The organism is Pseudomonas sp. (assembly GCF_049300855.1).
Taxonomy (GTDB): Bacteria; Pseudomonadota; Gammaproteobacteria; order Pseudomonadales; family Pseudomonadaceae; genus Aquipseudomonas.
Window position 1 is genome coordinate 414,483 of the sequence record NZ_JBAQKH010000016.1, and the last position, 22,522, is coordinate 437,004.

Sequence of the window (22,522 nt, forward strand, 5' to 3'; positions counted from 1 at the left end):
CCCTCTGGGAGAGGGCTGGGGTGAGGGGCTGTTGATCTTCAGTCACGACCTTTGATGGTCTGGCTACGCTGCCCATTCGCGCCCACCGGCACTTCACCCTTGAGCGTCACCCGACGCACCACCCGATCCTGCGTACCGTAATCATCAATCGCATAATGCTGCGTCGAACGGTTATCCCAGATCGCCACATCACCGGCCTTCCAGCGCCAGCGCACGGTGTTTTCCTGTCGGATCACGTGGCTCTGCAACAGCCCGAACAAATGCGCCGAATCCGCCTGCGAATAACCCTTGATGCGTTTGACGAAATGCCCCAGCAGCAAGCTCTTCTCGCCGCTGATCGGGTGCACACGGACCACTGGGTGCTCAGTCTCGTAAACGGTGGAAGTGAAGACTTTGCGATAGCGTTCAAGCTTCTCCGCCGAGACGTCCGGCTTGGCGCTGGCGTAGTCGTATTCGTTGCTGTGCACGGCGACCAGTTTGTCGGCCAGTTCACGCAGTTCAGTCGGCAAGCCGTTGTACGCCGTCGCGGTGTTGGCCCACAGCGTGTCGCCACCGAAGGCCGGGGCCACCACTGAGCGCAGGATCGAGGCTTTCGGGTAGGCATCAACGAAGGTCACGTCGGTGTGCCAGGAGTTGGCGCGCTGACCTTCAGCGCCGTCCAGTTCGAGCAGATAACGCGTGCCTTCACGGGACGGCACGGTCGGGTGCGCCACGGGTTCGCCGAGCAGATGGGCGAAGGCTTCCTGCCGCTGATCATCCAGCTGGGTCTGCTCACGGAAGAACACGACTTTGTACTGAACCAGCGCCTGTTGAATCGCTTCGATCGTGGCGGTGTCCAGCTCACCGGACAAATGCACGCCACGAATCTCGGCGCCGATACGACCGGCCACCGGATGAATTTCCAGCGCGTGGACAGCGGGTTTTACTGCGAGTGCGGCATTGCTCATGGGTAGGCCCTCATCGACTGCTTACGGTTGGACGGCAGCGAAACAACGCTCTATCTATATTCCATTTACATCTAATAGATATTCACATGCTTCGTTGACGGAATAAGAGCTTGCATTTAAAACCTCTAGCAACCCTCGTCGCAAATGCCTTCGAGCTATTTTTAGGATGCCGGAAAAGCATATGGATCTTCGCCAGTTGCGCTACTTCATTGCCCTCAACGAACACCGCAGTTTTGTCCGCGCGGCGGACGCGATGGGCATCACTCAACCAGCGTTCAGCCGCAGCATTCAAGGGCTCGAGCAGGAGTTCGGCTGCGTGCTGGTGGATCGCGGCAACAAGGATTTGCGCCCCACGCCTGAAGGTCAGGTGGTGCTGCAACATGCCCTGAGCCTGGTACAAGGCGCGGCGTTGCTCAGCGCCGAAGTGACGCAGATGACCAAGCTTGATGCCGGCGAGGTGCACTTCGGTTGCGGCCCGGCGCCGGCGGTGAAACTGGTGCCGGATGCGGTGGCGCAATTCATCAATGCGCACCCGAAAGTGCGCACCTGTTTTCAGGTGGATAACTGGGAAAAACTCAGTCGCGCACTGAGCCGTGAAGAGATCGAATTCTTTATCGCCGACATTCGCCATTTCGAATCCGATCCGAACTTTCAGACCCAGGCGCTGACGCCCAAACGCGGGGTGTTTTTCTGCCGGCCGGGGCATCCGTTATTGGCCAAGGAAAGCCTGTCGACCAACGACATGTTCGATTACCCGTTGGCAACCACGCTGATCCCGCCGGGCATTCGTAAATTGCTGGCGAACCTCAGCGGGCGCATCGATTTTTCCCCGACCATCGAGACCGAGCATTTTCCGGCGCTGGTGAAAGTGGTATTGCAATCGAATGCGATCGGCGTCGGTACGGAAGAGGCGTTTGTCGAGGACATTGCCAAGGGTTCGCTGGTGTTGCTGCACTGGCGCAATCTGCCGCAGAACCTGGAGAGCATGAATGCGCGTTGCGGGATTGTCAGTCGTACCGGGTTTCGCCTGTCGCCGGCAGCAAGGGCGATGATCGAGACGTTGGTGGCGGTGGATCGAGAGGAACATCGCGTCGCTGTTTGAAGAGGATCGTTCCCACGCTCTGCGTGGGAATGTAGCCCGGGACGCTCCGCGTCCCAAAGCGGACGCAGAGCGTCCATTGATGCATTCCCACGCAGAGCGTGGGAATGATCGGTTCCCCTGTAGGAGCTGCCGCAGGCTGCGATCTTTGCTTTTAAAGCTTCGCAGCGGCCAACCCAGGCGCCACCCATTCATTAACCTTGAACGGCTTGCGAATCAGTCTCTGCTGCGCTGCCAGATCGACCTTGTCCTGCAAGCTACCCAGGAACACCGGATCCAGCGTCGACGGGAACACGTCGCTCAACTTCTGATCCTGCAGATCCTGCGTCAGAATCACCGGCGGATAACTCGCCAATCCTGAGACCAATTGCACGTAAGCAGCCTTGTTGCTGTCCTGCGTCAACCACTCAACAGCCTGCTGTTGGGCCTTGAGCAGCTTGGCCACGACTTCCGGGTGCGCATCGACAAACTTGCCCGTGCCGACCAGCACCGACTGCACACTACCCGCACCGCCGAGATCCTTGGTATTGAGCGGCAGTTCGGCCAGCCCTTTGGCCTGCAATGCGGTCAACCCGGAACTGCCCCAGGACGCATCGATCTGCTTGGCTGCCAACGCCGCGACCGCTGCGTTGAAGTCCAGATTGATGACCTTCAGATCCTTCTCACTCAAGCCCTGACTGGCCAGCGCCGCATCAAACGACAACTGCGTCGCGGTGCCCCGGAAAATCGCCACACGCTTGCCTTTGAGATCCTGCAGCGTCTTGATCCCCGACCCCGGCACCACGCCCAGATACTGCTTCACCCCACGGGCACTGGCGCTGAGCAACCGCGTATCGAGGCCATTGGACTTGCCGATGATTGCCGCCAGATCACCCAGATACGCCAGATCGACCTGACCATTGGCGAACGCCTCGTTGATTACCGGCCCGGCGCCCTTGAAGAAACTCCACTGAATCTTGATGCCCTGCTCGGCGAAGGCTTTCTCGAAGATCTGCTGATCGCGCAACACGTCGACCACACCGCCGCCGCTGTGCTGGGTGCCGGCGCTCAGGTCGGGCACGGCGATTCTGATTTCCTTGAGTTCGTCAGCGTGAGCGGTGAACGCCAGCAGGCCCGCCAGTGCAGGAACGGCAAACAGACTGAAAACACGTTTGAAGGGGAGGTTCATGGGTGCAGCTCCTTGATCACGACGGGCGTTGAGGAGCCGAAAGTAGGTCGAATGCATATCTGCACTTAAATACTATAAATGCACATTTTTATAGCTTTTAACGCTAAGCAAGCAATGGCGGGGCTTGCAGCGGGGTATGCATTAACAGCATCGAAAATATTCTTCGAATGCATTGGATGCGTGTGGTCTGGAAGCCTTAAATGGCCTCGCTTATCTCCTAAAAGAATCTATATCGATATTGTTATAACTTTTTGTTTTTAGCTAATACCGCTAAAGATCTTGAGCCAACCCGACAACGGAGGTCATCCATGGCCCGCCAATCCTTGCTCAGTCTTCCACTGCCCGCGCCGCCGCTGAAAAGCCGCCGTACCTGGCCAAGCCTGAACCAGCGCCTGTTGCCATGGCTGCTGCCGCTTGGCCTGTTTGCCCTGTGGTGGCTGGCCGCACGCAACGAATGGATGAGCGAACAGATCCTGCCCGCGCCGTCACTGGTGTGGAACAGCGCTGTCGAGTTGTCGCAGGGCGAGTTGTGGGGCCACTTGTGGATCAGTCTGCAGCGTTTGTTCTGGGGACTGCTCGCGGGGGTTTCTGCGGGTGCATTGCTCGGCGCAGCACTGGGATTCAGTCGTCGTCTTGAACGCTTGATCTTCCCGACCTTCGCCGGACTTTCGCAAATACCGACGCTGGCGTGGATTCCCTTGTTCATGGTGTTTTTCGGCATCGGCGAAGTGCTGAAACTGGTGGTGCTGATCAAAGCCATCGTGGTGCCGGTAACCCTGCACACACTGGTCGGCGTAAGAGATGCACAACCAAAACTGCGCGAAGCTGCCGCTGTTTTACGCTTGCCGCCGCGCCTGCTGATCCGTCGCCTGGTGTTGCCCGCCGCCCTCCCCGCGTTCATGGCTGGCGTACGTCTGGCGTTGGCCGCCGGGTGGACTTCGTTGCTGGCTGTCGAACTGCTGGCCTCCAGCGAAGGCATCGGTTACCTGATGGTCTGGGCGCGACAACTGTTCATGCTCGACATCGTGTTCGTGTGCATCGTGGTGATCGGTTTGATCGGTGTGGCGATGGATCGCGGCATCGGTCTGCTGGACAGGAAACTGGTGCACTGGCCACACCCGGCCACCGCCGAAATCCGTCGTGGCCCGCGTTATGAAGGCTGGCAGCGTCTGCAACCGTGGCTGCTGCCGCTGGGCCTATTGGCGCTGTGGCAGTTGGCGAGTGACCAACAGTGGGTCGACGCCAATATTCTGGTCAGCCCATTAGCCGTTTTGAGCACGGCATTCGATGGCGTGCTCGACGGCACGCTGATCAGCGGCATGGCCCTCAGCCTGGGCCGCACACTCGGCGGCCTGCTGCTCGGCGGTGGACTCGGCTTTGCCCTGGGCCTGCTGCTGGGCCTGTCGAACATCAGCGAGCGCCTGCTCGGCCCGACCCTCGCCGCCCTCCGTCAGATCGCCATTTTCGCCTGGGTGCCGCTGCTCACCGCGTGGTTCGGTCTCGGTGAACTGGCCAAGTGGGTGTTCGTCGCCCTCGCCGCTTTCTTTCCGCTGTTTATCGCCACCCAGCGCAGCGTCGCCAACCTCTCGCCACAACTCAACGAAGCCGCCCAAGTGTTGCGCCTGAGCCTCGGCCAACGCCTGCGTCGACTGGTGTTGCCGGGCGCTGCGCCGGGGATATTCGCAGGCCTCAGATTGAGCCTGATCTACGCCTGGCTCGGCACCATCGGCGCCGAGTATTTCATGCCGTCCAACGGCGGCATCGGCAGCCAGATGATCGGCGCGCAACAACTGCTGCGCATGGACCTGATCATGGCGGGCATGCTTTTCGTCGGCCTCACCGGCGCCCTGCTCAACCTCATTGGCCACCGCCTGGAAATTCGCGCGACCCGCTGGAGACACGCATGAACGCACCGATTGTCAGCTTCAAACATGTAGGCAAATCCTTCGACGTCGACGGTTTCGAACTGGAGGCGATTCGCGAATTCAACCTCGACATTGCCGAGGGCGAGTTTGTCGCGATTGTCGGTTCCAGCGGCTGCGGTAAATCGACGTTACTGCGGTTATTGGTGGGCCTTGATACGCAGTTTCGCGGGCAGATCACGGTGGATGGCAAAGCCGTCAGCGGCATCGGCGGCGAGCGCGGCATCGTCTTTCAGGAGCACCGTTTGTTTCCGTGGTTGACCGTCGCTGACAACATCGGCCTGGGCCTGGTCAACGAGCCGCTGAGCGCTGCGCAGAAGCAACAGCGGATCAACGATTTCATCGAGCTGGTCGGCCTGCGCGACTTCACCCGCGCCTATCCGCACCAACTCTCCGGCGGCATGGCGCAGCGCGTGGCGATTGCTCGCGGCCTCGTCGCCAGCCCGCGAATTCTGCTGCTCGACGAGCCCTTCGGCGCGCTCGATGCGCTGACCCGTCAGCAAATGCAGGACGAGCTATTGGCGATCCGCGATCGCGCAAAAATCACCACGATCCTCGTCACCCACGACGTGGAAGAAGCGATCTTTCTCGCCGACCGCGTGGTGGTGATGGAGCCGCGTCCGGGGCGGATCAAGCAAGTGGTCGACATCGCCCTGCCCCACCCGCGCCAGCGCAGCAGCTTCGACTTCCATCAGTTGCGTGAAGAACTGCTGCACGAGCTGACCAGTGACGACCATTACCAACCGAGCGTGCCCGTGCAGATCCGCGATCTGCCGCTGACGTTCATTGCCTGCTGAACAGGAGTTTTGCGATGCCGCAACGTCCCAATTTTCTGGTGATTCTGGCCGACGATCTAGGCTTCTCCGACATCGGAGCGTTCGGCGGCGAAATCGCCACGCCGCACCTTGATGCCTTGGCCAACAACGGTCTGCGCCTGACCGATTTTCATACCGCACCGACCTGCTCTCCAACCCGTTCGATGTTGCTGACCGGCACCGACCACCACATCGCCGGCATCGGCACCATGGCCGAAACACTGACCCCGGATCTGATCGGCAAACCGGGTTACGAGGGCTACCTCAACGACCGTGTCGTCGCCCTGCCGGAGTTGCTGCGCGAGGCCGGCTATCAAACATTGATGAGCGGCAAATGGCATCTCGGTTTGAAGGCTGAACTGGCACCCCATGCACGGGGTTTCGAGCGTTCGTTTTCGCTACTGCCGGGCGCGGCCAACCATTACGGGTTCGAGCCAACCTACGATGAGCAAACACCCGGCCTGCTGAAATCCACGCCGGCGCTGTACATCGAGGACGATACTTTCCTTGATGAATTGCCGAAGGACTTCTATTCCTCCGATGCCTTCGGCGACAAATTGCTGCAGTACCTCAAGGAGCGTGACCAGACACGGCCGTTCTTCGCCTATCTGCCATTCTCCGCGCCGCACTGGCCGTTGCAGGCGCCCGCCGACATCGTCGAGAAATACCGTGGCCGCTACGACGCAGGCCCGGAAGTGCTGCGCCTGGAGCGACTGGAAAAACTCAAAGCCCTCGGCCTGATCGAACCAGACGTCGAGCCGCATCCACTGATTCAGTTGACCCAACAGTGGGACGCTTTGAGCGACGAGCAAAAACAGATTTCCGCGCGGGCCATGGAGGTCTACGCGGCGATGGTCGAGCGTATGGACTGGAACATTGGCCGGGTCGTCGACTATCTGCGCCAGCAAGGGCAGCTCGACAATACGTTCATCCTGTTCATGTCCGACAACGGTGCCGAAGGTGCGCTGCTGGAAGCGTTCCCGAAATTCGGCCCGGAACTGGTGACGTACCTCAGCCAGCACTACGACAACAGCCTCGACAACATTGGCCGGGCCAATTCCTATGTCTGGTACGGGCCGAACTGGGCGCAGGTGGCGACCGCGCCGTCGCGTTTGTTCAAGGCGTTTACCACCGAGGGCGGGATTCGCGTGCCGGCGCTGCTGCACTATCCGCAGCTGGCGATAAAAGGGCAGATCAGCCATGGCTTCGGCACGGTGATGGACATCACGCCGACGATTCTTGATCTGGCCGGTGTGCGTCATCCGGGCAAGCTCTGGCACGGCAAACCGGTGGCGCCGTTGCGTGGTAAATCGTGGCTGGGGTTCTTGTCGGGTGAGACTGCGCAGGTGCATGACGAGCACACGGTGACGGGGTGGGAATTGTTCGGGCGCCGGGCGATTCGGCAAGGGTCGTGGAAAGCGGTGTGGATCCCCGGGCCGGTCGGGCCGGCGACTTGGCAGCTGTATGATTTGAGCAGTGATCCGGGGGAGATTCATGATCTGGCGGTGAGTCGGCCGGAGAAGCTCAGCGCGTTGATCGGGCATTGGCAGCAGTATGTCGAGGAGACTGGGGTGATTCTCAGTGAGTCGCCGTTTCAGCCGGATTGAGGCGAAGATCAAAAGCCCCTCACCCTAACCCTCTCCCGGAGGGAGAGGGGACTGACCGAGGTGTCTTCCGTTAAATATCGACCTGTGAAAACGAGTCGATTATGGATTCAACGAAGCACTTTCACGTCGGCGTAACTCTTCAATATCCCACAATCGGTCCCCTCTCCCTCCGGGAGAGGGCCAGGGTGAGGGGCAGCGTGTCAGGCCTCCACCGCCTCCCCTGCCACCACAACCTCATCCCGACGAACAAACCGGTTCGCCCGCCCAAACGTGCCGAAATCATTAAACCGCACACCCATCTCACGCATCACCTTATGCGCTACCGGCACCGTCAGCTGACGAATGTAAAACGGCTCCTTCACCACAAAATGATGAATCCCGTGACTGCTGCCAAAGTTGAAACAGAACGCCTGCAACGGCCACAACCACCAAGGGTTCAATACCTGGCACTGCTGCAGCACATTCCCCAGTTCAACGTCCCCGTAGTAATGCATGTTCGAACTGATGAAGTGCAGGCAAAACGTGCGCAATACGTTGGGGCCGATGATCACTACGGCGGCGATATCGATCACCTGCATCACCGACAACGTCGTCGCTGACCATTCGATCGGCGCGCCCAGCAAATAGGCGATGCCATTGGCCGCATGAAAACCGAGAAACACATACCACGCGCCCCAATGCACCAGCGCCAGTGGTGCATAGACTTTGAAAACCCGTTTCAGAATGCTCCACTTGTGCGCCCAGGTCGGCGCCCGCAGTAAGCGGATGAAGGCCGACATCATGTTGTCGCCAACCATCAGCAAGCGCGCAAAACCCCACGGCTCGCCGTTGGTGATCGCGCGTTCTTCCATGTCGGTTTCAGTACCGGAGACCTTGTGGTGATTGAGGTGCAGATGGCGACGAATCCACGGATTGATCGTGCTCGGCCGCGCCAGCCACACCAACCCCATCATCAAATTGTGCGGCACGCGTTGCTTGCGGAAATACATGCTGTGGATCAGGTCGTGTTCCAGCTCATGGGTCAGCGAAGCAAAAAACGCGTTGAGCAACAGGCATGCCCACCACGCCATATGGCCGGTGATGTACAGCGTCGCCGAGCCGATCATCCCGATCAGGGCAAAGGCCAGAATCCCCGCCCCAAGCGCATCCTGATGCTTGAGAATCGGGTAGCGTTCACGCAGTTCGACGCCTTTGGCCAGCACCACTTGGCGAATATGCGCTGATCGCTGGGCCGCATTGTGTCGCTGGGGACTTGCAGAAGTACCGTCCATGCTTCCATCCTCTGTTTATGGATGTTCGCATCGTGCCTCGTCAGGCCTTGTATCGCGGTAGCCGAGAACGCCAACCTGTTGACCGGAAGCGCCAATCAGCATGAAGGAACCGACCTCTCTCGCCAGCTGGACCCGTGCCTTGCGCAAGCAACTCGATGCGCTGGGGCTGGACAGCATCGCCCTGTGCCAGCAGGCCGGGCTCGACCCAGACTTGATGGACGACCCCAACGCGCGCTATCCACTGTCCGGCACCACGCGCCTGTGGGAAATTGCCGTGCAGGCCAGTGGCGATCCGGCGATTGGTCTGCGCGTATCGAGATTCGTCAGCCCAACCACGTTCCATGCGCTCGGTTATGCGCTGGTCGCCAGTGGCAGCCTGCGTGAGGTGTTCGAACGTATCGTGCGCTATCACCCGGTAGTCAGCGATGCGCTGGAACTGGAGCTGAGTCGTGGCGACGACCGCTATCAATTTCGTCTGAAAATTCCGTCAGGCAATCCCGCACCAGCCTTCGAAGCCATCGACGCCTTCACCGCGATCTACGTGCGCACCTGCCGCAATCGCCTCGGCCGCGACTACGCACCGCTGGCCGTGTACCTGCGCCGCCCGGAACCGCTCGATGCGCACCAATGGCACAAAGTCTTCCGCGCTCCGGTGCATTTCGGCTGTGCCGAGGATCGCCTGGAGTTCGCCCTCGCCGACTTCGACAGCCACCTCGACGACGCCAACCCGGAACTCGCCGAACACAATGAAGCGGTGCTCAAACGCACCATGGCTCAGCTCCAGCCGCTGACCTGGGAGCGCAAGGTGCGCGACGCGATTGAAGAGCAATTGCCGGAAGGCGAGCCGAGTGCCGAGCGGATTGCCCAGGCGCTGCACCTGAGTTTGCGCAGTTTGCAACGGCATCTGGCGGATGAGGGTTGTCGTTTTGATACGTTGTTGAACGAGAGCCGCGAGAATCTGGCGTTGCTGCACCTGCGCGATCCGCAGTGTTCGTTGAGTGAGGTCAGTTATTTGCTCGGGTTTGCCGATACCAGCAGCTTCAGCCGCGCTTTCAAGCGCTGGACGGGGATGACGCCGGGGCAGTTTCGCGATGGGTTGCGCTGATAGTTCCAACATTGGCTGTGCATCGACAGGCCTCTTCGCGAGCAAGCTCGCTCCCACACTGGTTTCGTGCACCCCGCAGACCCAATGTGGGAGCGAGCTTGCTCGCGAAAGGGCTGTTTAAATCACCGAGAAACCCAGTTCAAAAACGGTGCTGTCAGCATCACTGCTAACCCGCACCTGCCCACCATGCAATTGCATGATCGACTGCACGATCGCCAAACCCAATCCTCCTGAATCCCCCGGCTCTGCCCGTGAGGGATCGACGCGGTAGAAACGGTCGAACAGTTTGCCCAGATGCTCCGGCGCAATCGCCGGGCCATGGTTATGCACCTGCAACCAACACCACCCCGACTCCTCACGGCGATGCAGGCTGATCACAGTTCCGGAATCAGCATGGCGCACGGCATTGGCCAGCAGATTGCCCAGCGCACGTTGCAGCAATTGTTGATCGGCAAGCAGTTCACCATGCAGTTGATTGTCCAGCCGCACGTCGCGGTCATCCGCCAAGGCTTCAAAGTAATCACACAATTCACTGCCGACACCCTGCAAATCCAGCGTTTGCAGATTGAGCGCGCGCTCGGCCTGCTCGGCGCGGGCAAGGAACATCAGGTTTTCCGCCATGCGCTTGAGCCGTTCGAACTCTTCCATGTTCGACGCCAGCACTTCCTGATACTCCTCGGTGCTGCGCGGATGATTCAGTGCCTGGCCGTTACTGGCGAGCAAAGTGTGCAGCGGCGTGCGGATCTCGTGGGCGAGGTCGGCGGAGAACTGCGACAGGCGCTGCACGCTGTCGTCGAGCCGCGCGAGCATGCCGTTGAGCGCCTGCACCGGTTCTAGCAGTTCGGCAGGCGTGCCGTTGGCGGGCAGGCGTTGGTCGAGGCTGCGCAGATCGATGCCGCGTACCGCTTCGCTCAACTGCCGCAACGGTTGCAAGCCCCGGCGCAGCAACAGCAAACCCAAGGCAAAAGCGAGCAACGCGCCCAGTCCAACCGACAGGTACAAGCGCATGCGATAGCTGCCGAGCATCTGTTCGCGCTCGCTCAGCACTTTACCGGCGATGACCGTCAGTGGCTCGCCATTAGGCCCCTGCGCTTCACCGGACAACAGCGCGAGTTCGGCACCGTCCGGCGCTTGCCAGGTCAACACATCACGGCGCTGCGGCGTCTGCTCGCGGGGGATCGCGTTCAGTGCCGGGAGGTCGCGCTGACGCGGGTTGATGGCGATCACACTGGAGCCATCGGCCCGCCGCACCAGCAACAGGCTGTCGAGATTGCCGAGCATGTTCTGATACAGCCGCGGCCGCGCCTGCAAGGCATCGAGGCTGTCGCTGTCAGCGAGCAACGCGCGCACTTGCTCCAGTCGACCGAGCAACGCGAGGTCGTCGCGGTAGGCGATTTCCGAGGCCAGTGAACGGTAGAGAAACACACCGATAGCACTCAACACCAAGGCGCAGACCAATGCGAACGCCAGCGCCAGGCGCCAGGCGATCGACCTAGAGCGCATCGTCCGGAGCTTCCAGTTGATAGCCGACGCCGCGCACGGTGTGGATAAGTTTCGGCATGTACGGATCATCGACTTTCGAGCGCAAACGGCGCACTGCAACCTCGACCATGTTGGTGTCGCTGTCGAAATTCAGGTTCCACACCTGCGAGGCAATCAGCGTGCGCGAGAGCACTTCGCCCTGACGACTGGCGAGCAATTGCAGCAGGGCGAATTCCTTGTTGGTCAGGGCAATGCGCTGGCCGCCGCGACTGACGCGGCGCCGCAGTACGTCGATTTCCAGGTCGGCGATGGTGTACGACTCGGCTTCGCGCATCGGCCCGCGCCGCAGCAACGTGCGCACCCGCGCGAGCAGCTCGGCGAAGGCGAAGGGTTTGAGCAAGTAATCGTCGGCACCCAGTTCGAGACCGCGCACACGGTCTTCGATGGCGTCCTTGGCGGTGAGGAACAGCACCGGCGTGGCGCCGCGCTGGCGGATCAGCTGCAGCAATTGCCAGCCATTGAGCCCGGGGAGCATCACGTCGAGGATGATCAGGTCGTATTCCTGTTGCTCGATAAAGTAGCGGCCATCGAGACCATTGAGCGCCACGTCCACGGCAAAACCCGACTCGCCCAGGCCTTTGGCGAGGAAATTCGCGGTTTTGGCTTCATCTTCTACGACCAGCAAACGCATGGCACACCTCGATTGATAGGCACACAGGCTAGGCGTCTTCGGCGGTGTTGCCCATTACAAACTTGTAATCAGACTGACGAGGTTCTGACGAAGACCGGCGATTAAGGTGGCGACCTCAGCTTTTGGAGCCTGTCCATGACCGTCAAATACTTCGTTGCAAGCCTGATGATCGGCCTCAGTGGCAGCGCTGTCGCCAGCCCTGAGCTGCCGCGTCACGCTGATCTCGACCTGAAAACCGCACGGCTGCTCGCCGACACGGCAATGGTCAATTGCACCGGCACGGTGTCGGTGCTCGACCGTGGCGGCAATTTGCTGGTGACTCTGCGCGGCGATGGCGTCGGCCCGCACAACACCGCCGCCAGCCAGCGCAAGGCCTACACCGCACTGTCGACCAAAACCGCCACTCGATTGTTCGCTGAACGTGCCCGCAGCAATCCGGAAACCGCCAACCTCAACACCCTCGACGAGTTGCTGCTGCTCGGCGGCGGGATTCCGCTGTTCGCCGCTGATGAACTGGTTGGCGCGATGGGCGTGGCCGGCTCCGGCGGCGGCGAGCAAGACGAAAACTGTGCAATCAAGGCCGCCGAGAAAACCGGTCTGGCCACTACCCGTTCCCAATAAGGAGATGCATCAATGAATACTTTGCGCATGACCTTCGCCGCGCTCGGCCTGAGTGCTTTTTCAAGCCTGGCGCTGGCCGCTGGCAACCCTTTGAGCGTGCACGTGCTCAATCTGGAAAACGGCCTGCCTTCACCGGGCATTAACGTGACTCTGGAAAAACATGTCGGCGAGAACTGGCAGCCATTGGCGCAGGGCACAACCAACGAGCAAGGACGCATCGCCGAATTGTTCCCGGCCAAGCAGCCTTTTGAAGCGGGCGAATACCGCGTGGTGTTCAAGACCGGCGAGTACTACAAGAAGGTCAAGCACGACACGTTCTTCCCGGAGATTCCGGTGATTTTTGAAGTGAAGCAGACCGATCAGCACTACCACATCCCGCTGCTGCTCAGCCCGTACGGTTTCTCGACCTATCGCGGTTCCTGAGCCCCTCTCCTACAGGTTTTGTGATTTGCCTCAGATGTCATGGAGAGCCGAAAAACCTGGGGGAGCCTGGCTTGCCAGCGATGGCGTCCGTTCAGCCGACATCGATGTCATCTGATGCACCGCTATCGCTGGCAAGCCAGCTCCCACAGTGTCCGGGTGCATTATTAGATCGTGGCCAAGGCGCGCAATCGCGCAGCGTCGAGGATTTCGATCTCGCCGTACCCGAGGCCGATAATCCCCTGCCCCTGCAAATCCTTGAGAATCTGGTTGGTGGTCTGCCGCGACAGCGACAGCATCGACGCCAGTTGCTCCTGCGGCAGTTGCAGCACCCGGCGTGGCGCGTCGAGTTCGCCGTAGCCTTCGGCAATCATCAGCAAGCGATGTGCCAGACGCGCCGGCGCCGGGAGCAGGCTCAGTTGTTCGAGGTTGATGAAGGTCAGGCGCAGTTTGTGGCTCATCAGCAGCGCCAGATGACGCCAATACACTGGATTTTCATCAAGCAGCTTCAGTAACGTTGCCTGCGGGATATTGAGCAGCGTGCACGGCCCCACAGCGTAGGCGTCATGCGTACGCGGCTGGCCATCGAACAGGCAGATTTCGCCAAACCAGTGCGGCGCCTCAACCAGACTCAACAACGCCTCTTTGCCTTGCTCGCTGACCGCACCGATGCGCACCGCGCCGTCGAGCACCGCATACAAGCCGCACGGCGCATCACCGCGCTGGAACAAACGCTGCCCCGCCGTCAGCCGCCGCTCCCGAGCCACCGCCAGCAGACTATCCTGAAAGGACGCCGGCAGATGACTGAACCATTGGCCACTCATCAGCCGTGAACGTATTTGCATAAACACTCCTGGATTGTCGCCTGCCTGACAGAGCGAACCCTGATCCCGAGGGATGATGCGATCAACCCTACCGGAGGAACAACAATGAAAAGCCTCGTCGACCATCTCAGTCAATACGCCGCCTACCACCGTGACCCGCGCAACATCGCCAGCCACTTTATCGGCATTCCGCTGATTGTGGTGGCAGTGGCGGTGTTGTTGTCGCGCCCGGAATGGACGCTGGGCGGGTTGTGGATATCTCCAGCCGTGATCGTGGCGCTGGCCTCGGCGTGGTTTTACCTTCGACTGGAGGTGAAACTTGGCGTGTTAATGACCGTGCTGATGGGCCTGTCGGTCTGGGCCGGGCATGTATTGGCACAGCAGAGCACGATGGTCTGGCTGAGCAGCGGGTTAGCGATGTTTGTGGTGGGCTGGGTGATCCAGTTTGTCGGACATCACTATGAAGGGCGCAAACCGGCGTTTGTCGATGATGTATCGGGGCTGATTGTCGGGCCGTTGTTTGTTGTGGCCGAACTGGCGTTCATGCTGGGGATGCGGCATGAGTTGAAAGAGCAGATCGAGGCGCGGGCGGGCGTGGTGCGGGTAAATCCGAATCGCAAAGCGGCGGCTTAGGCCGCTTAAAAGATCGCAGCCTGCGGCAGCGCCTACACCGATCGTTCCCACGCTCTGCGTGGGAATGCCACCATGGACGCTCCGCGTCCACTGTGACGCGGAGCGTCACGGGATGCGTTCCCACGCAGAGCGTGGGAACGATCAGTTAAAGGCTGGCGACTTTCTGCCAGACCTTCGGTTTGAAGAACAGAGTTTCACCCTTGGCCAAGCCGATCAGGCTGTCGTGGTCTTTCACCACTTCAGCCTCGATCAGATCAGTCTGCCCTTCAACTTTCAGCGTCACTCGGGTAGTCGCACCCAACGGCCGGATATCACGCACCTCAGCCGCATGGTGATCTTCCAGCTCATGCTTGGACAACGACACTTCATGCGGGCGGAACAGCACGTGGTTGTCGTCGCTCAGCAGCAAGCGGTTCGAATCGCCGAGGAAGTGATACACAAAATCGCTGGCCGGATTTTCGTAGACGTCGCCCGGTGAGCCGATCTGTTCGATCACGCCCTTGTTCATCACCACGATACGGTCAGCGACCTCCATCGCCTCTTCCTGGTCGTGGGTCACGAACACCGAGGTCAGGTTGATGTCTTCGTGCAACCGTGCGAGCCAGCGGCGCAGTTCTTTACGCACCTTGGCATCGAGGGCGCCGAATGGCTCATCGAGCAACAACACTTTCGGCTCGACCGCCAATGCGCGGGCCAAAGCGATACGTTGACGCTGGCCACCGGACAACTGCTCCGGATAACGATCCGACAGCCAGTCCAGCTGCACCATGTTCAGCAGTTCATGCACCTTGACCGCGATCTGGCTTTCGCTCGGGCGCTGGTTTTTCGGCTTCATGCGCAGGCCGAACGCGACGTTGTCGAACACGGTCATGTGGCGGAACAACGCGTAGTGCTGGAACACGAAACCGACGTTGCGATCACGCACATCGTGGCCGGAGACGTCTTCGCCGTGGAAGACGATGTTGCCCTGATCCGGGGTTTCCAGACCGGCGATGATCCGCAGCAGCGTGGTCTTGCCGCAGCCCGACGGGCCGAGCAACGCGACCAGCTCACCGCTGTGAATGTCCAGGCTGATGTTGTCCAGCGCCTTGAACGCATTGAAATTCTTGCTGACGTTACGCACTTCGATCGACATGAATTATTCCTCCGCGGCGCTGGCGCGCAGGCGGTTGATACGGTTTTCGCTCCACTGCTTGGCCAGCAGGATGAAGAGCGCCAGGATCAGCAACAGGCTCGCCACGGCGAACGCGGCCACGTGGTTGTATTCGTTGTAGAGGATCTCGACGTGCAACGGCAAGGTGTTGGTCACCCCGCGAATGTGCCCGGAGACCACCGACACCGCACCGAATTCACCCATGGCCCGCGCGGTACACAGCACCACGCCATAGATCAGGCCCCACTTGATGTTCGGCACAGTGACATGCCAGAACATCTGCCAGCCATTGGCGCCGAGCAGGCGCGCGGCTTCTTCTTCCTGCGTGCCTTGTTCCTGCATCAGCGGAATCAGCTCGCGGGCCACGAACGGCACGGTGACGAAAATCGTCGCCAGCACGATGCCCGGCAGGGCGAAGACGATCTGGATGTCGTGATCCTGCAACCACGGCCCGAACAGGCCTTGCGCGCCGAACATCAGCACGTAGACCAGACCGGCGATCACCGGCGACACCGAGAACGGCAGGTCGATCAGCGTCACCAGCATGCTTTTGCCACGGAACGAGTATTTGCTCACGCACCACGCTGCGCTGACGCCGAACACCAGGTTCAGCGGCACTGAAATCAGTACGGCGAACACGGTGAGTTTCAGTGCCGACAGGGCATCCGGTTCAAAGATCGCGGTGAAGAACGCACCGAGACCATTCTTCAAACCCTGCGATACCACGATGAACAACGGCAGCAGCAGAAACAGGAAAAAGACCAGCCAGCCAAGGCCGATCAGGACTCTGCGCGAAGTGGCGCTGCCACGGCGTGCAGCGTTGGCCGAAGAGGCGGCCGCAATAGACGATTGGGACATGGTTCGCGCCTCCTTATGGGGTTTCGATGCGCCGCTGCAGCAAGTTGATCAGCAGCAACAGAACGAAGGAAACCACCAGCATCAGCACGCCGATGGCGGTAGCGCCGGTGTAATCGTATTGGTCGAGTTTGACCATGATCAGCAGCGGAAGGATCTCGGTTTTCATCGGCATGTTGCCGGCAATGAAAATCACCGACCCGTACTCGCCGACGCCACGCGCAAACGCCAGGGCAAAACCGGTGAGCCAGGCTGGCAGCAGCGCAGGTACGAGGATGTGGCGGAACACCTGCAAGGGTTTCGCACCGAGGCACGCGGCGGCTTCTTCGACTTCACGGGGAATGTCGGCCAGTACCGGTTGCACCGTGCGCACCACGAACGGCAGCGTGACGAAAGTCAGCGCCAGGGTGATACCGAGCGGGGTGTAAGCGATTTTGAAGCCGAGGTCAGCGGCGAACTGGCCGACCAGACCAGCCGGCGCGTACAACGCAGTCAGCGCAATACCGGCCACCGCTGTCGGCAGGGCGAACGGCAGATCGATCATCGCGTCGATCACCTTGCGCCCCGGGAAGGTGTAGCGCACCAGCACCCACGCCAGCAACGTGCCGATGATGCCGTTGATGATCGCGGCACACAGCGCGGTGCCGAAGCTCAGCTTCAACGCAGCCAACACCCGTGGTGCGGAAATGATCGCCCAGAACTGATCCCAGGTGAGTTGGGCGGCGTGGACGAACATCGCCGCCAGCGGGATAAGCACAATCAGGCTGAGGTACACCAAGGTGTAGCCCAGCGTCAGCCCGAAGCCGGGTATGACGGGGGAGATACGACGCGACATAAAAGTCCTTGGTTAAAAAGCATTCCGCTGAACGCACCAATGTGGGAGCGAGCTTGCTCGCGAAGAGGGAGTATCAGTCAACTCTACGTCGTCTGACACTGCGCTTTCGCGAGCAAGCTCGCTCCCACATTTTCCGCGCCTGGCTTCAGGCTTGATGTGTGGCTGAAGTCAGATTACTGCGCCTGATAAATCTGGTCGAACACGCCACCGTCGTTGAAGAATTTCGGCTGCGCGGTTTTCCAGCCGCCGAAGTCCTTGTCGATGGTCACCAGATCGAGTTTCGGGAACTGCTGGGCGTACTTCGCGGCCACGTCTTTGTCACGCGGGCGGTAGAAGTTTTTCGCGGCAATTTCCTGACCGGCCGGGCTGTACAGGTGCTTCAGATAGGCTTCGGCGATCTGCTCGTTGCCTTTCTTCTCGGCGTTCTTGTCGACCACGGCCACTGGCGGCTCGGCGAGGATCGACAGCGAAGGCACGACGATGTCGAACTTGTCGGCGCCGCCATCCTCTTTCAACGCCAGGAACGCTTCGTTTTCCCAGGCCAGCAACACGTCGCCCTGACCGTTGTTGACGAAGGTGATGGTCGAACCGCGTGCACCGGTGTCGAGAATCGGCACGTGCTTGAACAGGGTCTGTACGTATTCTTTGGCTTTGCCTTCGTCACCGCCGTTGGCTTTCAGGCCGTAGGCCCACGCGGCGAGGAAGTTCCAGCGCGCACCGCCGGAGGTTTTCGGGTTCGGCGTGATCACCGAGACGTCGTTCTTGACCAGATCGCCCCAGTCCTTGATGCCTTTCGGGTTGCCCTTGCGTACCAGGAAGACGATGGTCGAGGTGTACGGCGTGCTCGCTTCCGGCAGACGCTTCTGCCAGTCGGCGGGCAGGGTCTTGCCGAGTTTGGCGATTTCGTCGATGTCGCCGGCCAGCGCCAGGGTCACGACGTCAGCACGCAGACCGTCGATCACCGCGCGGCCCTGTTTGCCCGAACCGCCATGGGATTGCTGGATTTTCACGGTGTCGCCGGCGTGATCTTTCTGCCAGAACTTGATGAATTCGGCGTTGTAGTCCTGATACAGCTCGCGCGTCGGGTCATACGACACGTTGAGCAGTTCGTAATCCTTGGCAACCGCGGAACCGGCAAACACAGCACTGGCCAGCGCGGCCAAAGCGTAACGGCGAATCGACGACATGGTGAAAGCTCCTGGAATTCTGGTGGTGGCTTTTTCTTATGTATTTCGGGAATCGTGTTGCCGGTTCAAAGATCGCAGCCTTCGACAGCTCCTACGCACAGCCCCCTGTAGGAGCTGCCGCAGGCGGCGATCTTTTAGCCCGGTTGTTTACCCGGTTGCTGCAAACGGAATTTCTCTTTGCGTTCGATCTGCACGACTTGCGCGTTATGCACAGTGATCTCCACCGCGCCGAAACGCAGATCGCGCAGGGCGCTCTGGATTTCACGCAAGATGGTGCTTTCGTCCTGACCGTCAACGCTGCGAAGGGATGCGCTCATGGTGCTGCTCCTTTGAATGGGATGTGCCTGGCAGTGGGCGGCACTGCGTTCGGCGTGGGAGCAATATAAGAGAGGCGCGGATATTCTTAAAAAGACTATTTAAGAATGTTTATATAACTGAAAAACTGATCGTTCCCACGCGCAGCAAAGGAATGCAGCCAGCGGCGCTCTGCGCCGCGATTTTGGGCCGACGCAGAGCGCCCCTTTGCTGAGCGCAGGAACAAGTTTGCCCCTGTCTTAGCTAATCAACGGCGCCCTTGCCCAATCAATCTCCTTTGCCGGACTCGGCCGCCCAAACCAATAGCCCTGCCCCAGATCACATTCCTGCTCAAGCAGAAACGCCGCCTGCTCAACCTGCTCGATGCCCTCGGCATGCACCTGCATGCCCATGCTTCGCGCCAGCGCGATGATCACTCGGACAATCGCCGCGTCATCCTCATCCCACGGCAGCCCGGCAACGAAGCCCTGATCGATCTTCAGCTTTTGCACCGGCAAGCGCTTGAGCCGCAACAACGATGAATAGCCGGTGCCGAAATCATCGATGGCCAGACGAATGCCCAACTCACGCAACCGGTGCATTTGCTCCAGCGCCACCTCCGGATCATCCATCACCGCGCTTTCCGTCACTTCCAGCTCCAGATACGCCGGATCCAGCCCGGTGTCGTGCAGCACCTGCGCCACCTGCTGGTACAGCTCACGGCGGGCAAACAGGCGCGATGAGACATTCACCGCGACAAACGACAGCATCACTCCGGCCTGCTGCCATTGGCACATCTGCCGACAGGCATGCTGCATGACCCAGGCGTCGATTTCAGCGATTAAACCGGTGCGTTCGGCAATCGGGATGAACTCCGCAGGCGAGACCAGACCGCGTTGCGGATGCTGCCAGCGCACCAACGCTTCGACGCCGATCAGGCGACTGGTTTTCAAGTCATGCACCGGCTGGTAGTAAACCCGCAGCTCCTGCTGCTCCAGCGCGCGGCGTAGCTCGAAGGCGATTTCGACGCGTTGCTGAGCGTGGGCGGTGAGTTCTTCGGTGTACAAGGCGTAACCGTTGCGGCCGCTGCTCTTGGCCTTGAACAACGCCGCATCGGCGTTGCGCAACAGTTGATCGGCGCTTAGCGCGTCGCTGGGGAACAGGCTGATGCCGAGGCTGGCGTTGATGAACAACTGATTGCCATCAATGCTGAACGGCTCCTTCAGCGCATCGAGAATCCGTTGCGCCAGCGCCGCTGCCTGCACCGGCTGTGGACAACTCTCTGCCAACACCGCGAACTCGTCGCCGCCCAGCCGCGCCAGGGTAATGCCGGGGCCAAACAGTTCTTGCAGGCGCGCCGCCACAGCCTTGAGCAAGCGATCGCCGACGTTATGGCCGAGGCTGTCATTAATCATTTTGAAGTGATCGAGATCGAGCATCAGCAAGGCACAGCCGCGCTTGTGGATCTGCGCCGAAGCCAGCGCCTGCTCGGCGCGGTCGCTGAACAGCAGGCGATTGGGCAGATCCGTCAGCGGGTCGTGGTGCGCAAGATGTTTGAGCTCATGCTCGGAGTCCTTGATCGCACTGATATCGGAAAACACCGCGACGTAATGGCTGAGCCGGCCCTGATCATCGTGAATGACCCGGATGGTTTGCCACTGTGGGTAAATCTCGCCGCTTTTTCGGCGGTTCCAGATTTCACCGCTCCATTCGCCCAGAGACTCCAGGGTGGCGAACATCGCTTGATAGAACCCCGGCGGATGATGACCCGATTTGAACAGGCTCGGCTGCTGCCCAATGACCTCTTCACGCTGATAACCAGTGATCTCCATGAACGCGCGGTTGACGTGCACGATCAATCCATCACGGTTGGTCACCAACACGCCCTCGCGGGTGCAATCGAACACCGCCGCCGCCTGGCGCAAGCGCTCGCGATCGGCGTGCCGCTCACGCAAGCGAGCCCCGATCCCGAGGAACTCGCACAAACGCGCCCGCGCCAGAAAGATCAGCCCGGCGCTGAGCGCCGCAAACACATAACCGTTGATCAGTTGCCATCGGGCAAGATCGACGGAGTTATCGAAGAAATTGTTTAATAAATGATCAGTGCCCTGCAGCCAGACAGCGGCAAGCACGAGATAGAGCAGCGCTGCACGCAAAGCATCGCGGTAAGTGGCAGGCATTCGGCTGTCCATGTCCCTACAAAAAGGTTGGAATTATAGGTCAAGAAACATCCAGCGACTCTTATCTGAAAGGGCGACTGGTTTTATCTGTGTGCTTGGTGATAATGCAACGGCTGTTTTTATCTTTATCGAGGGCCCTATAGCCTATGTGGTACGAAGGTTTTCTTGGCTTGTCGGCCTGGTCTCTGGTCGCGGTCACCCTGCTGATGACCCACGTGACAATTGTCGGCGTCACGGTCTATCTGCACCGTTACTCGGCCCATCGCTCGCTGGAGCTGAATGCCGGCCTGAAACACTTTTTCCGCTTCTGGCTGTGGCTGACCACGGCGCAGAACACCCGCGAGTGGACCGCCATCCACCGCAAACACCACGCCAAGTGCGAAACCGAAGACGACCCGCACAGCCCGGTCATCAAAGGCCTTTCCACCGTACTGCGCACCGGCGCCGAGCTGTACCGTGCCGAAGCGCAAAACCCGGAAACCCTGCGCATCTATGGCAAGAACTGCCCGGAAGACTGGATCGAACGCAACGTCTACAGCCGCTACCCGCTGTTGGGCGTGGCGATCATGGGCGTCATCGACCTGCTGCTGTTCGGCACCATCGGCATCACCATCTGGGCGATCCAGATGATGTGGATTCCGGTATGGGCCGCCGGCGTCATCAATGGTCTGGGCCATGCGGTCGGCTATCGCAATTTCGAATGCCGTGACGCGGCGACCAATCTGGTGCCGTGGGGCATCCTGATCGGCGGCGAAGAACTGCACAATAACCACCACACCTACCCTAACTCGGCCAAACTGTCGGTGAAGAAGTGGGAGTTCGACCTTGGTTGGGCGTGGATCAAAGTCTTCAGCTTCCTGCGTCTGGCCAAGGTTCAGCGTGTAGCGCCAATTGCCCACCGCGTCGAAGGCAAGGGCAGTCTGGACATGGACACCGCCATGGCCATCCTCAACAACCGCTTCCAGATCATGGCCCAGTACCGCAAGTTGGTCATCGGTCCGCTGGTCAAGCAAGAGCTGGCCAAGGTCGATCATTCGGTGCGCCATCAGTTCCACCGCGCCAAACGCCTGCTGTCGCGAGAAACCAGCCTGCTCGAAGATCGTCACCACTTGCGCATCCAGACCATGCTCGAACACAGCCAGGCGTTGAAGGTAATTTACGAAAAACGCCTGGCCTTGCAGCAGATCTGGGTCAAGACCAGCGCAAATGGCCACGACATGCTCGCCGCCATCAAAGAGTGGATTCACGAGGCAGAAGCCAGCGGTATCCAGTCCCTGCGTGAATTCGCTGACCAGTTGAAGACCTACTCGCTGCGTCCTGCGGCGGTCTGAGACCGTTGATCGGTGCACCCGGCTCCCGGGTGCACCCTTCGGAACTTCGCCAAAAATCGCCTATCTCAAAGACACTTCGCCA

The 22,522-nt window shown here is 60.0% G+C and carries 21 protein-coding genes; 9 read left to right on the forward strand and 12 right to left on the reverse strand.

Annotated features, from left to right (window positions below; genetic code table 11):
• Positions 1-38: 38 nt before the first annotated feature.
• The gene (locus tag WA225_RS06980; RefSeq protein WP_150692875.1) at positions 39-947 is read right to left on the reverse strand and encodes a TauD/TfdA dioxygenase family protein; all 909 of its coding nucleotides are present in this window, start codon (positions 945-947) and stop codon (positions 39-41) included.
• Between the two features lie 181 nt (positions 948-1,128).
• Between WA225_RS06980 and WA225_RS06985 the strand changes: the two genes are divergently transcribed.
• Positions 1,129-2,049 carry a LysR family transcriptional regulator gene (locus tag WA225_RS06985; RefSeq protein ID WP_422607368.1) on the forward strand — a complete coding sequence of 307 codons (921 nt, stop codon included), beginning with the start codon at positions 1,129-1,131 and terminating at the stop codon, positions 2,047-2,049.
• A gap of 151 nt (positions 2,050-2,200) precedes the next feature.
• Here WA225_RS06985 and WA225_RS06990 read toward each other — a convergent pair whose 3' ends face one another.
• Entirely contained in the window at positions 2,201-3,214 is a 1,014-nt protein-coding gene (locus WA225_RS06990) for an ABC transporter substrate-binding protein (RefSeq protein WP_422607369.1), read from the reverse strand.
• Between the two features lie 308 nt (positions 3,215-3,522).
• Between WA225_RS06990 and WA225_RS06995 the strand changes: the two genes are divergently transcribed.
• From WA225_RS06995 to WA225_RS07005, 3 genes are read left to right on the forward strand one after another with little or no spacing between them, the layout of a single operon-like run.
• Positions 3,523-5,121, forward strand: coding sequence for an ABC transporter permease (locus WA225_RS06995; RefSeq protein WP_422607370.1), 1,599 nt, complete (start codon positions 3,523-3,525; stop codon positions 5,119-5,121).
• The gene (locus WA225_RS07000) at positions 5,118-5,933 is read left to right on the forward strand and encodes an ABC transporter ATP-binding protein (protein WP_150750241.1); all 816 of its coding nucleotides are present in this window, start codon (positions 5,118-5,120) and stop codon (positions 5,931-5,933) included. Before WA225_RS06995 ends, WA225_RS07000 begins: the two co-directional genes overlap by 4 nt.
• Before the next feature lie 14 nt (positions 5,934-5,947).
• Positions 5,948-7,558 carry an arylsulfatase gene (locus tag WA225_RS07005; protein ID WP_422607371.1) on the forward strand — a complete coding sequence of 537 codons (1,611 nt, stop codon included), beginning with the start codon at positions 5,948-5,950 and terminating at the stop codon, positions 7,556-7,558.
• Positions 7,559-7,758: 200 nt separating this feature from the next.
• On the opposite strand, the gene WA225_RS07010 is transcribed toward WA225_RS07005, so the two are convergent.
• Positions 7,759-8,829 carry a fatty acid desaturase gene (locus WA225_RS07010; protein ID WP_422607372.1) on the reverse strand — a complete coding sequence of 357 codons (1,071 nt, stop codon included), beginning with the start codon at positions 8,827-8,829 and terminating at the stop codon, positions 7,759-7,761.
• A 100-nt stretch (positions 8,830-8,929) separates the two neighbouring features.
• Between WA225_RS07010 and WA225_RS07015 the strand changes: the two genes are divergently transcribed.
• Positions 8,930-9,934, forward strand: a complete 1,005-nt coding sequence (locus WA225_RS07015; protein WP_422607373.1) for an AraC family transcriptional regulator — start codon at positions 8,930-8,932, stop codon at positions 9,932-9,934.
• 117 nt (positions 9,935-10,051) lie between these two features.
• Here the strand turns inward: WA225_RS07015 and WA225_RS07020 are convergent, their stop codons facing one another.
• Together WA225_RS07020 and WA225_RS07025 are read right to left on the reverse strand one after the other, a co-directional pair.
• A complete protein-coding gene (locus tag WA225_RS07020; RefSeq protein WP_422607374.1) occupies positions 10,052-11,437 on the reverse strand; it encodes a heavy metal sensor histidine kinase in 1,386 nt (461 codons plus the stop codon).
• Positions 11,427-12,107 (reverse strand): heavy metal response regulator transcription factor, encoded by a 681-nt coding sequence (locus WA225_RS07025; protein WP_038367211.1) that lies wholly within the window; start codon positions 12,105-12,107, stop codon positions 11,427-11,429. Before WA225_RS07025 ends, WA225_RS07020 begins: the two co-directional genes overlap by 11 nt.
• A 135-nt stretch (positions 12,108-12,242) precedes the next feature.
• Between WA225_RS07025 and WA225_RS07030 the strand changes: the two genes are divergently transcribed.
• Positions 12,243-12,728, forward strand: a complete 486-nt coding sequence (locus WA225_RS07030) for a GlcG/HbpS family heme-binding protein (RefSeq protein ID WP_422607375.1) — start codon at positions 12,243-12,245, stop codon at positions 12,726-12,728.
• 12 nt (positions 12,729-12,740) lie between these two features.
• A complete protein-coding gene (gene uraH, locus WA225_RS07035; protein WP_422607376.1) occupies positions 12,741-13,151 on the forward strand; it encodes a hydroxyisourate hydrolase in 411 nt (136 codons plus the stop codon).
• Between the two features lie 164 nt (positions 13,152-13,315).
• Here uraH and WA225_RS07040 read toward each other — a convergent pair whose 3' ends face one another.
• A complete protein-coding gene (locus WA225_RS07040; protein ID WP_422607377.1) occupies positions 13,316-13,993 on the reverse strand; it encodes a Crp/Fnr family transcriptional regulator in 678 nt (225 codons plus the stop codon).
• An 84-nt stretch (positions 13,994-14,077) separates the two neighbouring features.
• Between WA225_RS07040 and WA225_RS07045 the strand changes: the two genes are divergently transcribed.
• On the forward strand, positions 14,078-14,605 hold the full coding sequence (locus WA225_RS07045; protein ID WP_422607378.1) for a DUF962 domain-containing protein: 528 nt from the start codon (positions 14,078-14,080) through the stop codon (positions 14,603-14,605).
• Between the two features lie 145 nt (positions 14,606-14,750).
• Here WA225_RS07045 and WA225_RS07050 read toward each other — a convergent pair whose 3' ends face one another.
• From WA225_RS07050 to dibA, 6 genes are all read right to left on the reverse strand, one after another.
• A complete protein-coding gene (locus WA225_RS07050; protein ID WP_102354732.1) occupies positions 14,751-15,740 on the reverse strand; it encodes a sulfate/molybdate ABC transporter ATP-binding protein in 990 nt (329 codons plus the stop codon).
• A 3-nt stretch (positions 15,741-15,743) separates the two neighbouring features.
• A complete protein-coding gene (gene cysW / locus WA225_RS07055) occupies positions 15,744-16,616 on the reverse strand; it encodes a sulfate ABC transporter permease subunit CysW (protein WP_034151824.1) in 873 nt (290 codons plus the stop codon).
• Between the two features lie 13 nt (positions 16,617-16,629).
• Positions 16,630-17,448, reverse strand: a complete 819-nt coding sequence (gene cysT, locus WA225_RS07060) for a sulfate ABC transporter permease subunit CysT (protein ID WP_008080019.1) — start codon at positions 17,446-17,448, stop codon at positions 16,630-16,632.
• Positions 17,449-17,621: 173 nt separating this feature from the next.
• Positions 17,622-18,635, reverse strand: a complete 1,014-nt coding sequence (locus WA225_RS07065) for a sulfate ABC transporter substrate-binding protein (protein WP_122594085.1) — start codon at positions 18,633-18,635, stop codon at positions 17,622-17,624.
• A gap of 134 nt (positions 18,636-18,769) precedes the next feature.
• Entirely contained in the window at positions 18,770-18,952 is a 183-nt protein-coding gene (oscA, locus tag WA225_RS07070) for a sulfur starvation response protein OscA (RefSeq protein ID WP_007917682.1), read from the reverse strand.
• A 237-nt stretch (positions 18,953-19,189) separates the two neighbouring features.
• Entirely contained in the window at positions 19,190-21,109 is a 1,920-nt protein-coding gene (dibA, locus tag WA225_RS07075) for a phosphodiesterase DibA (protein ID WP_422607379.1), read from the reverse strand.
• A 146-nt stretch (positions 21,110-21,255) separates the two neighbouring features.
• Between dibA and desA the strand changes: the two genes are divergently transcribed.
• The gene (gene desA / locus WA225_RS07080; protein ID WP_064117457.1) at positions 21,256-22,440 is read left to right on the forward strand and encodes a delta-9 fatty acid desaturase DesA; all 1,185 of its coding nucleotides are present in this window, start codon (positions 21,256-21,258) and stop codon (positions 22,438-22,440) included.
• The last annotated feature ends 82 nt before the right edge of the window (positions 22,441-22,522 follow it).

Excerpts from the sequence above, each read along its gene's own strand:
- WA225_RS07010 (WP_422607372.1), bottom strand. The coding sequence starts at position 8,829 with ATGGACGGTACTTCTGCAAGTCCCCAGCGACACAATGCGGCCCAGCGA.
- cysW (WP_034151824.1), bottom strand. The coding sequence starts at position 16,616 with ATGTCCCAATCGTCTATTGCGGCCGCCTCTTCGGCCAACGCTGCACGC.
- WA225_RS06995 (WP_422607370.1), top strand. The coding sequence starts at position 3,523 with ATGGCCCGCCAATCCTTGCTCAGTCTTCCACTGCCCGCGCCGCCGCTG.
- cysT (WP_008080019.1), bottom strand. The coding sequence starts at position 17,448 with ATGTCGCGTCGTATCTCCCCCGTCATACCCGGCTTCGGGCTGACGCTG.
- WA225_RS07020 (WP_422607374.1), bottom strand. The coding sequence starts at position 11,437 with ATGCGCTCTAGGTCGATCGCCTGGCGCCTGGCGCTGGCGTTCGCATTG.
- oscA (WP_007917682.1), bottom strand. The coding sequence starts at position 18,952 with ATGAGCGCATCCCTTCGCAGCGTTGACGGTCAGGACGAAAGCACCATC.
- dibA (WP_422607379.1), bottom strand. The coding sequence starts at position 21,109 with ATGCCTGCCACTTACCGCGATGCTTTGCGTGCAGCGCTGCTCTATCTC.
- WA225_RS07025 (WP_038367211.1), bottom strand. The coding sequence starts at position 12,107 with ATGCGTTTGCTGGTCGTAGAAGATGAAGCCAAAACCGCGAATTTCCTC.
- WA225_RS07050 (WP_102354732.1), bottom strand. The coding sequence starts at position 15,740 with ATGTCGATCGAAGTGCGTAACGTCAGCAAGAATTTCAATGCGTTCAAG.
- WA225_RS06980 (WP_150692875.1), bottom strand. The coding sequence starts at position 947 with ATGAGCAATGCCGCACTCGCAGTAAAACCCGCTGTCCACGCGCTGGAA.
- WA225_RS07045 (WP_422607378.1), top strand. The coding sequence starts at position 14,078 with ATGAAAAGCCTCGTCGACCATCTCAGTCAATACGCCGCCTACCACCGT.
- WA225_RS07065 (WP_122594085.1), bottom strand. The coding sequence starts at position 18,635 with ATGTCGTCGATTCGCCGTTACGCTTTGGCCGCGCTGGCCAGTGCTGTG.
- WA225_RS06990 (WP_422607369.1), bottom strand. The coding sequence starts at position 3,214 with ATGAACCTCCCCTTCAAACGTGTTTTCAGTCTGTTTGCCGTTCCTGCA.
- uraH (WP_422607376.1), top strand. The coding sequence starts at position 12,741 with ATGAATACTTTGCGCATGACCTTCGCCGCGCTCGGCCTGAGTGCTTTT.
- WA225_RS07040 (WP_422607377.1), bottom strand. The coding sequence starts at position 13,993 with ATGCAAATACGTTCACGGCTGATGAGTGGCCAATGGTTCAGTCATCTG.
- WA225_RS07005 (WP_422607371.1), top strand. The coding sequence starts at position 5,948 with ATGCCGCAACGTCCCAATTTTCTGGTGATTCTGGCCGACGATCTAGGC.
- WA225_RS06985 (WP_422607368.1), top strand. The coding sequence starts at position 1,129 with ATGGATCTTCGCCAGTTGCGCTACTTCATTGCCCTCAACGAACACCGC.
- WA225_RS07000 (WP_150750241.1), top strand. The coding sequence starts at position 5,118 with ATGAACGCACCGATTGTCAGCTTCAAACATGTAGGCAAATCCTTCGAC.
- desA (WP_064117457.1), top strand. The coding sequence starts at position 21,256 with ATGTGGTACGAAGGTTTTCTTGGCTTGTCGGCCTGGTCTCTGGTCGCG.
- WA225_RS07030 (WP_422607375.1), top strand. The coding sequence starts at position 12,243 with ATGACCGTCAAATACTTCGTTGCAAGCCTGATGATCGGCCTCAGTGGC.
- WA225_RS07015 (WP_422607373.1), top strand. The coding sequence starts at position 8,930 with ATGAAGGAACCGACCTCTCTCGCCAGCTGGACCCGTGCCTTGCGCAAG.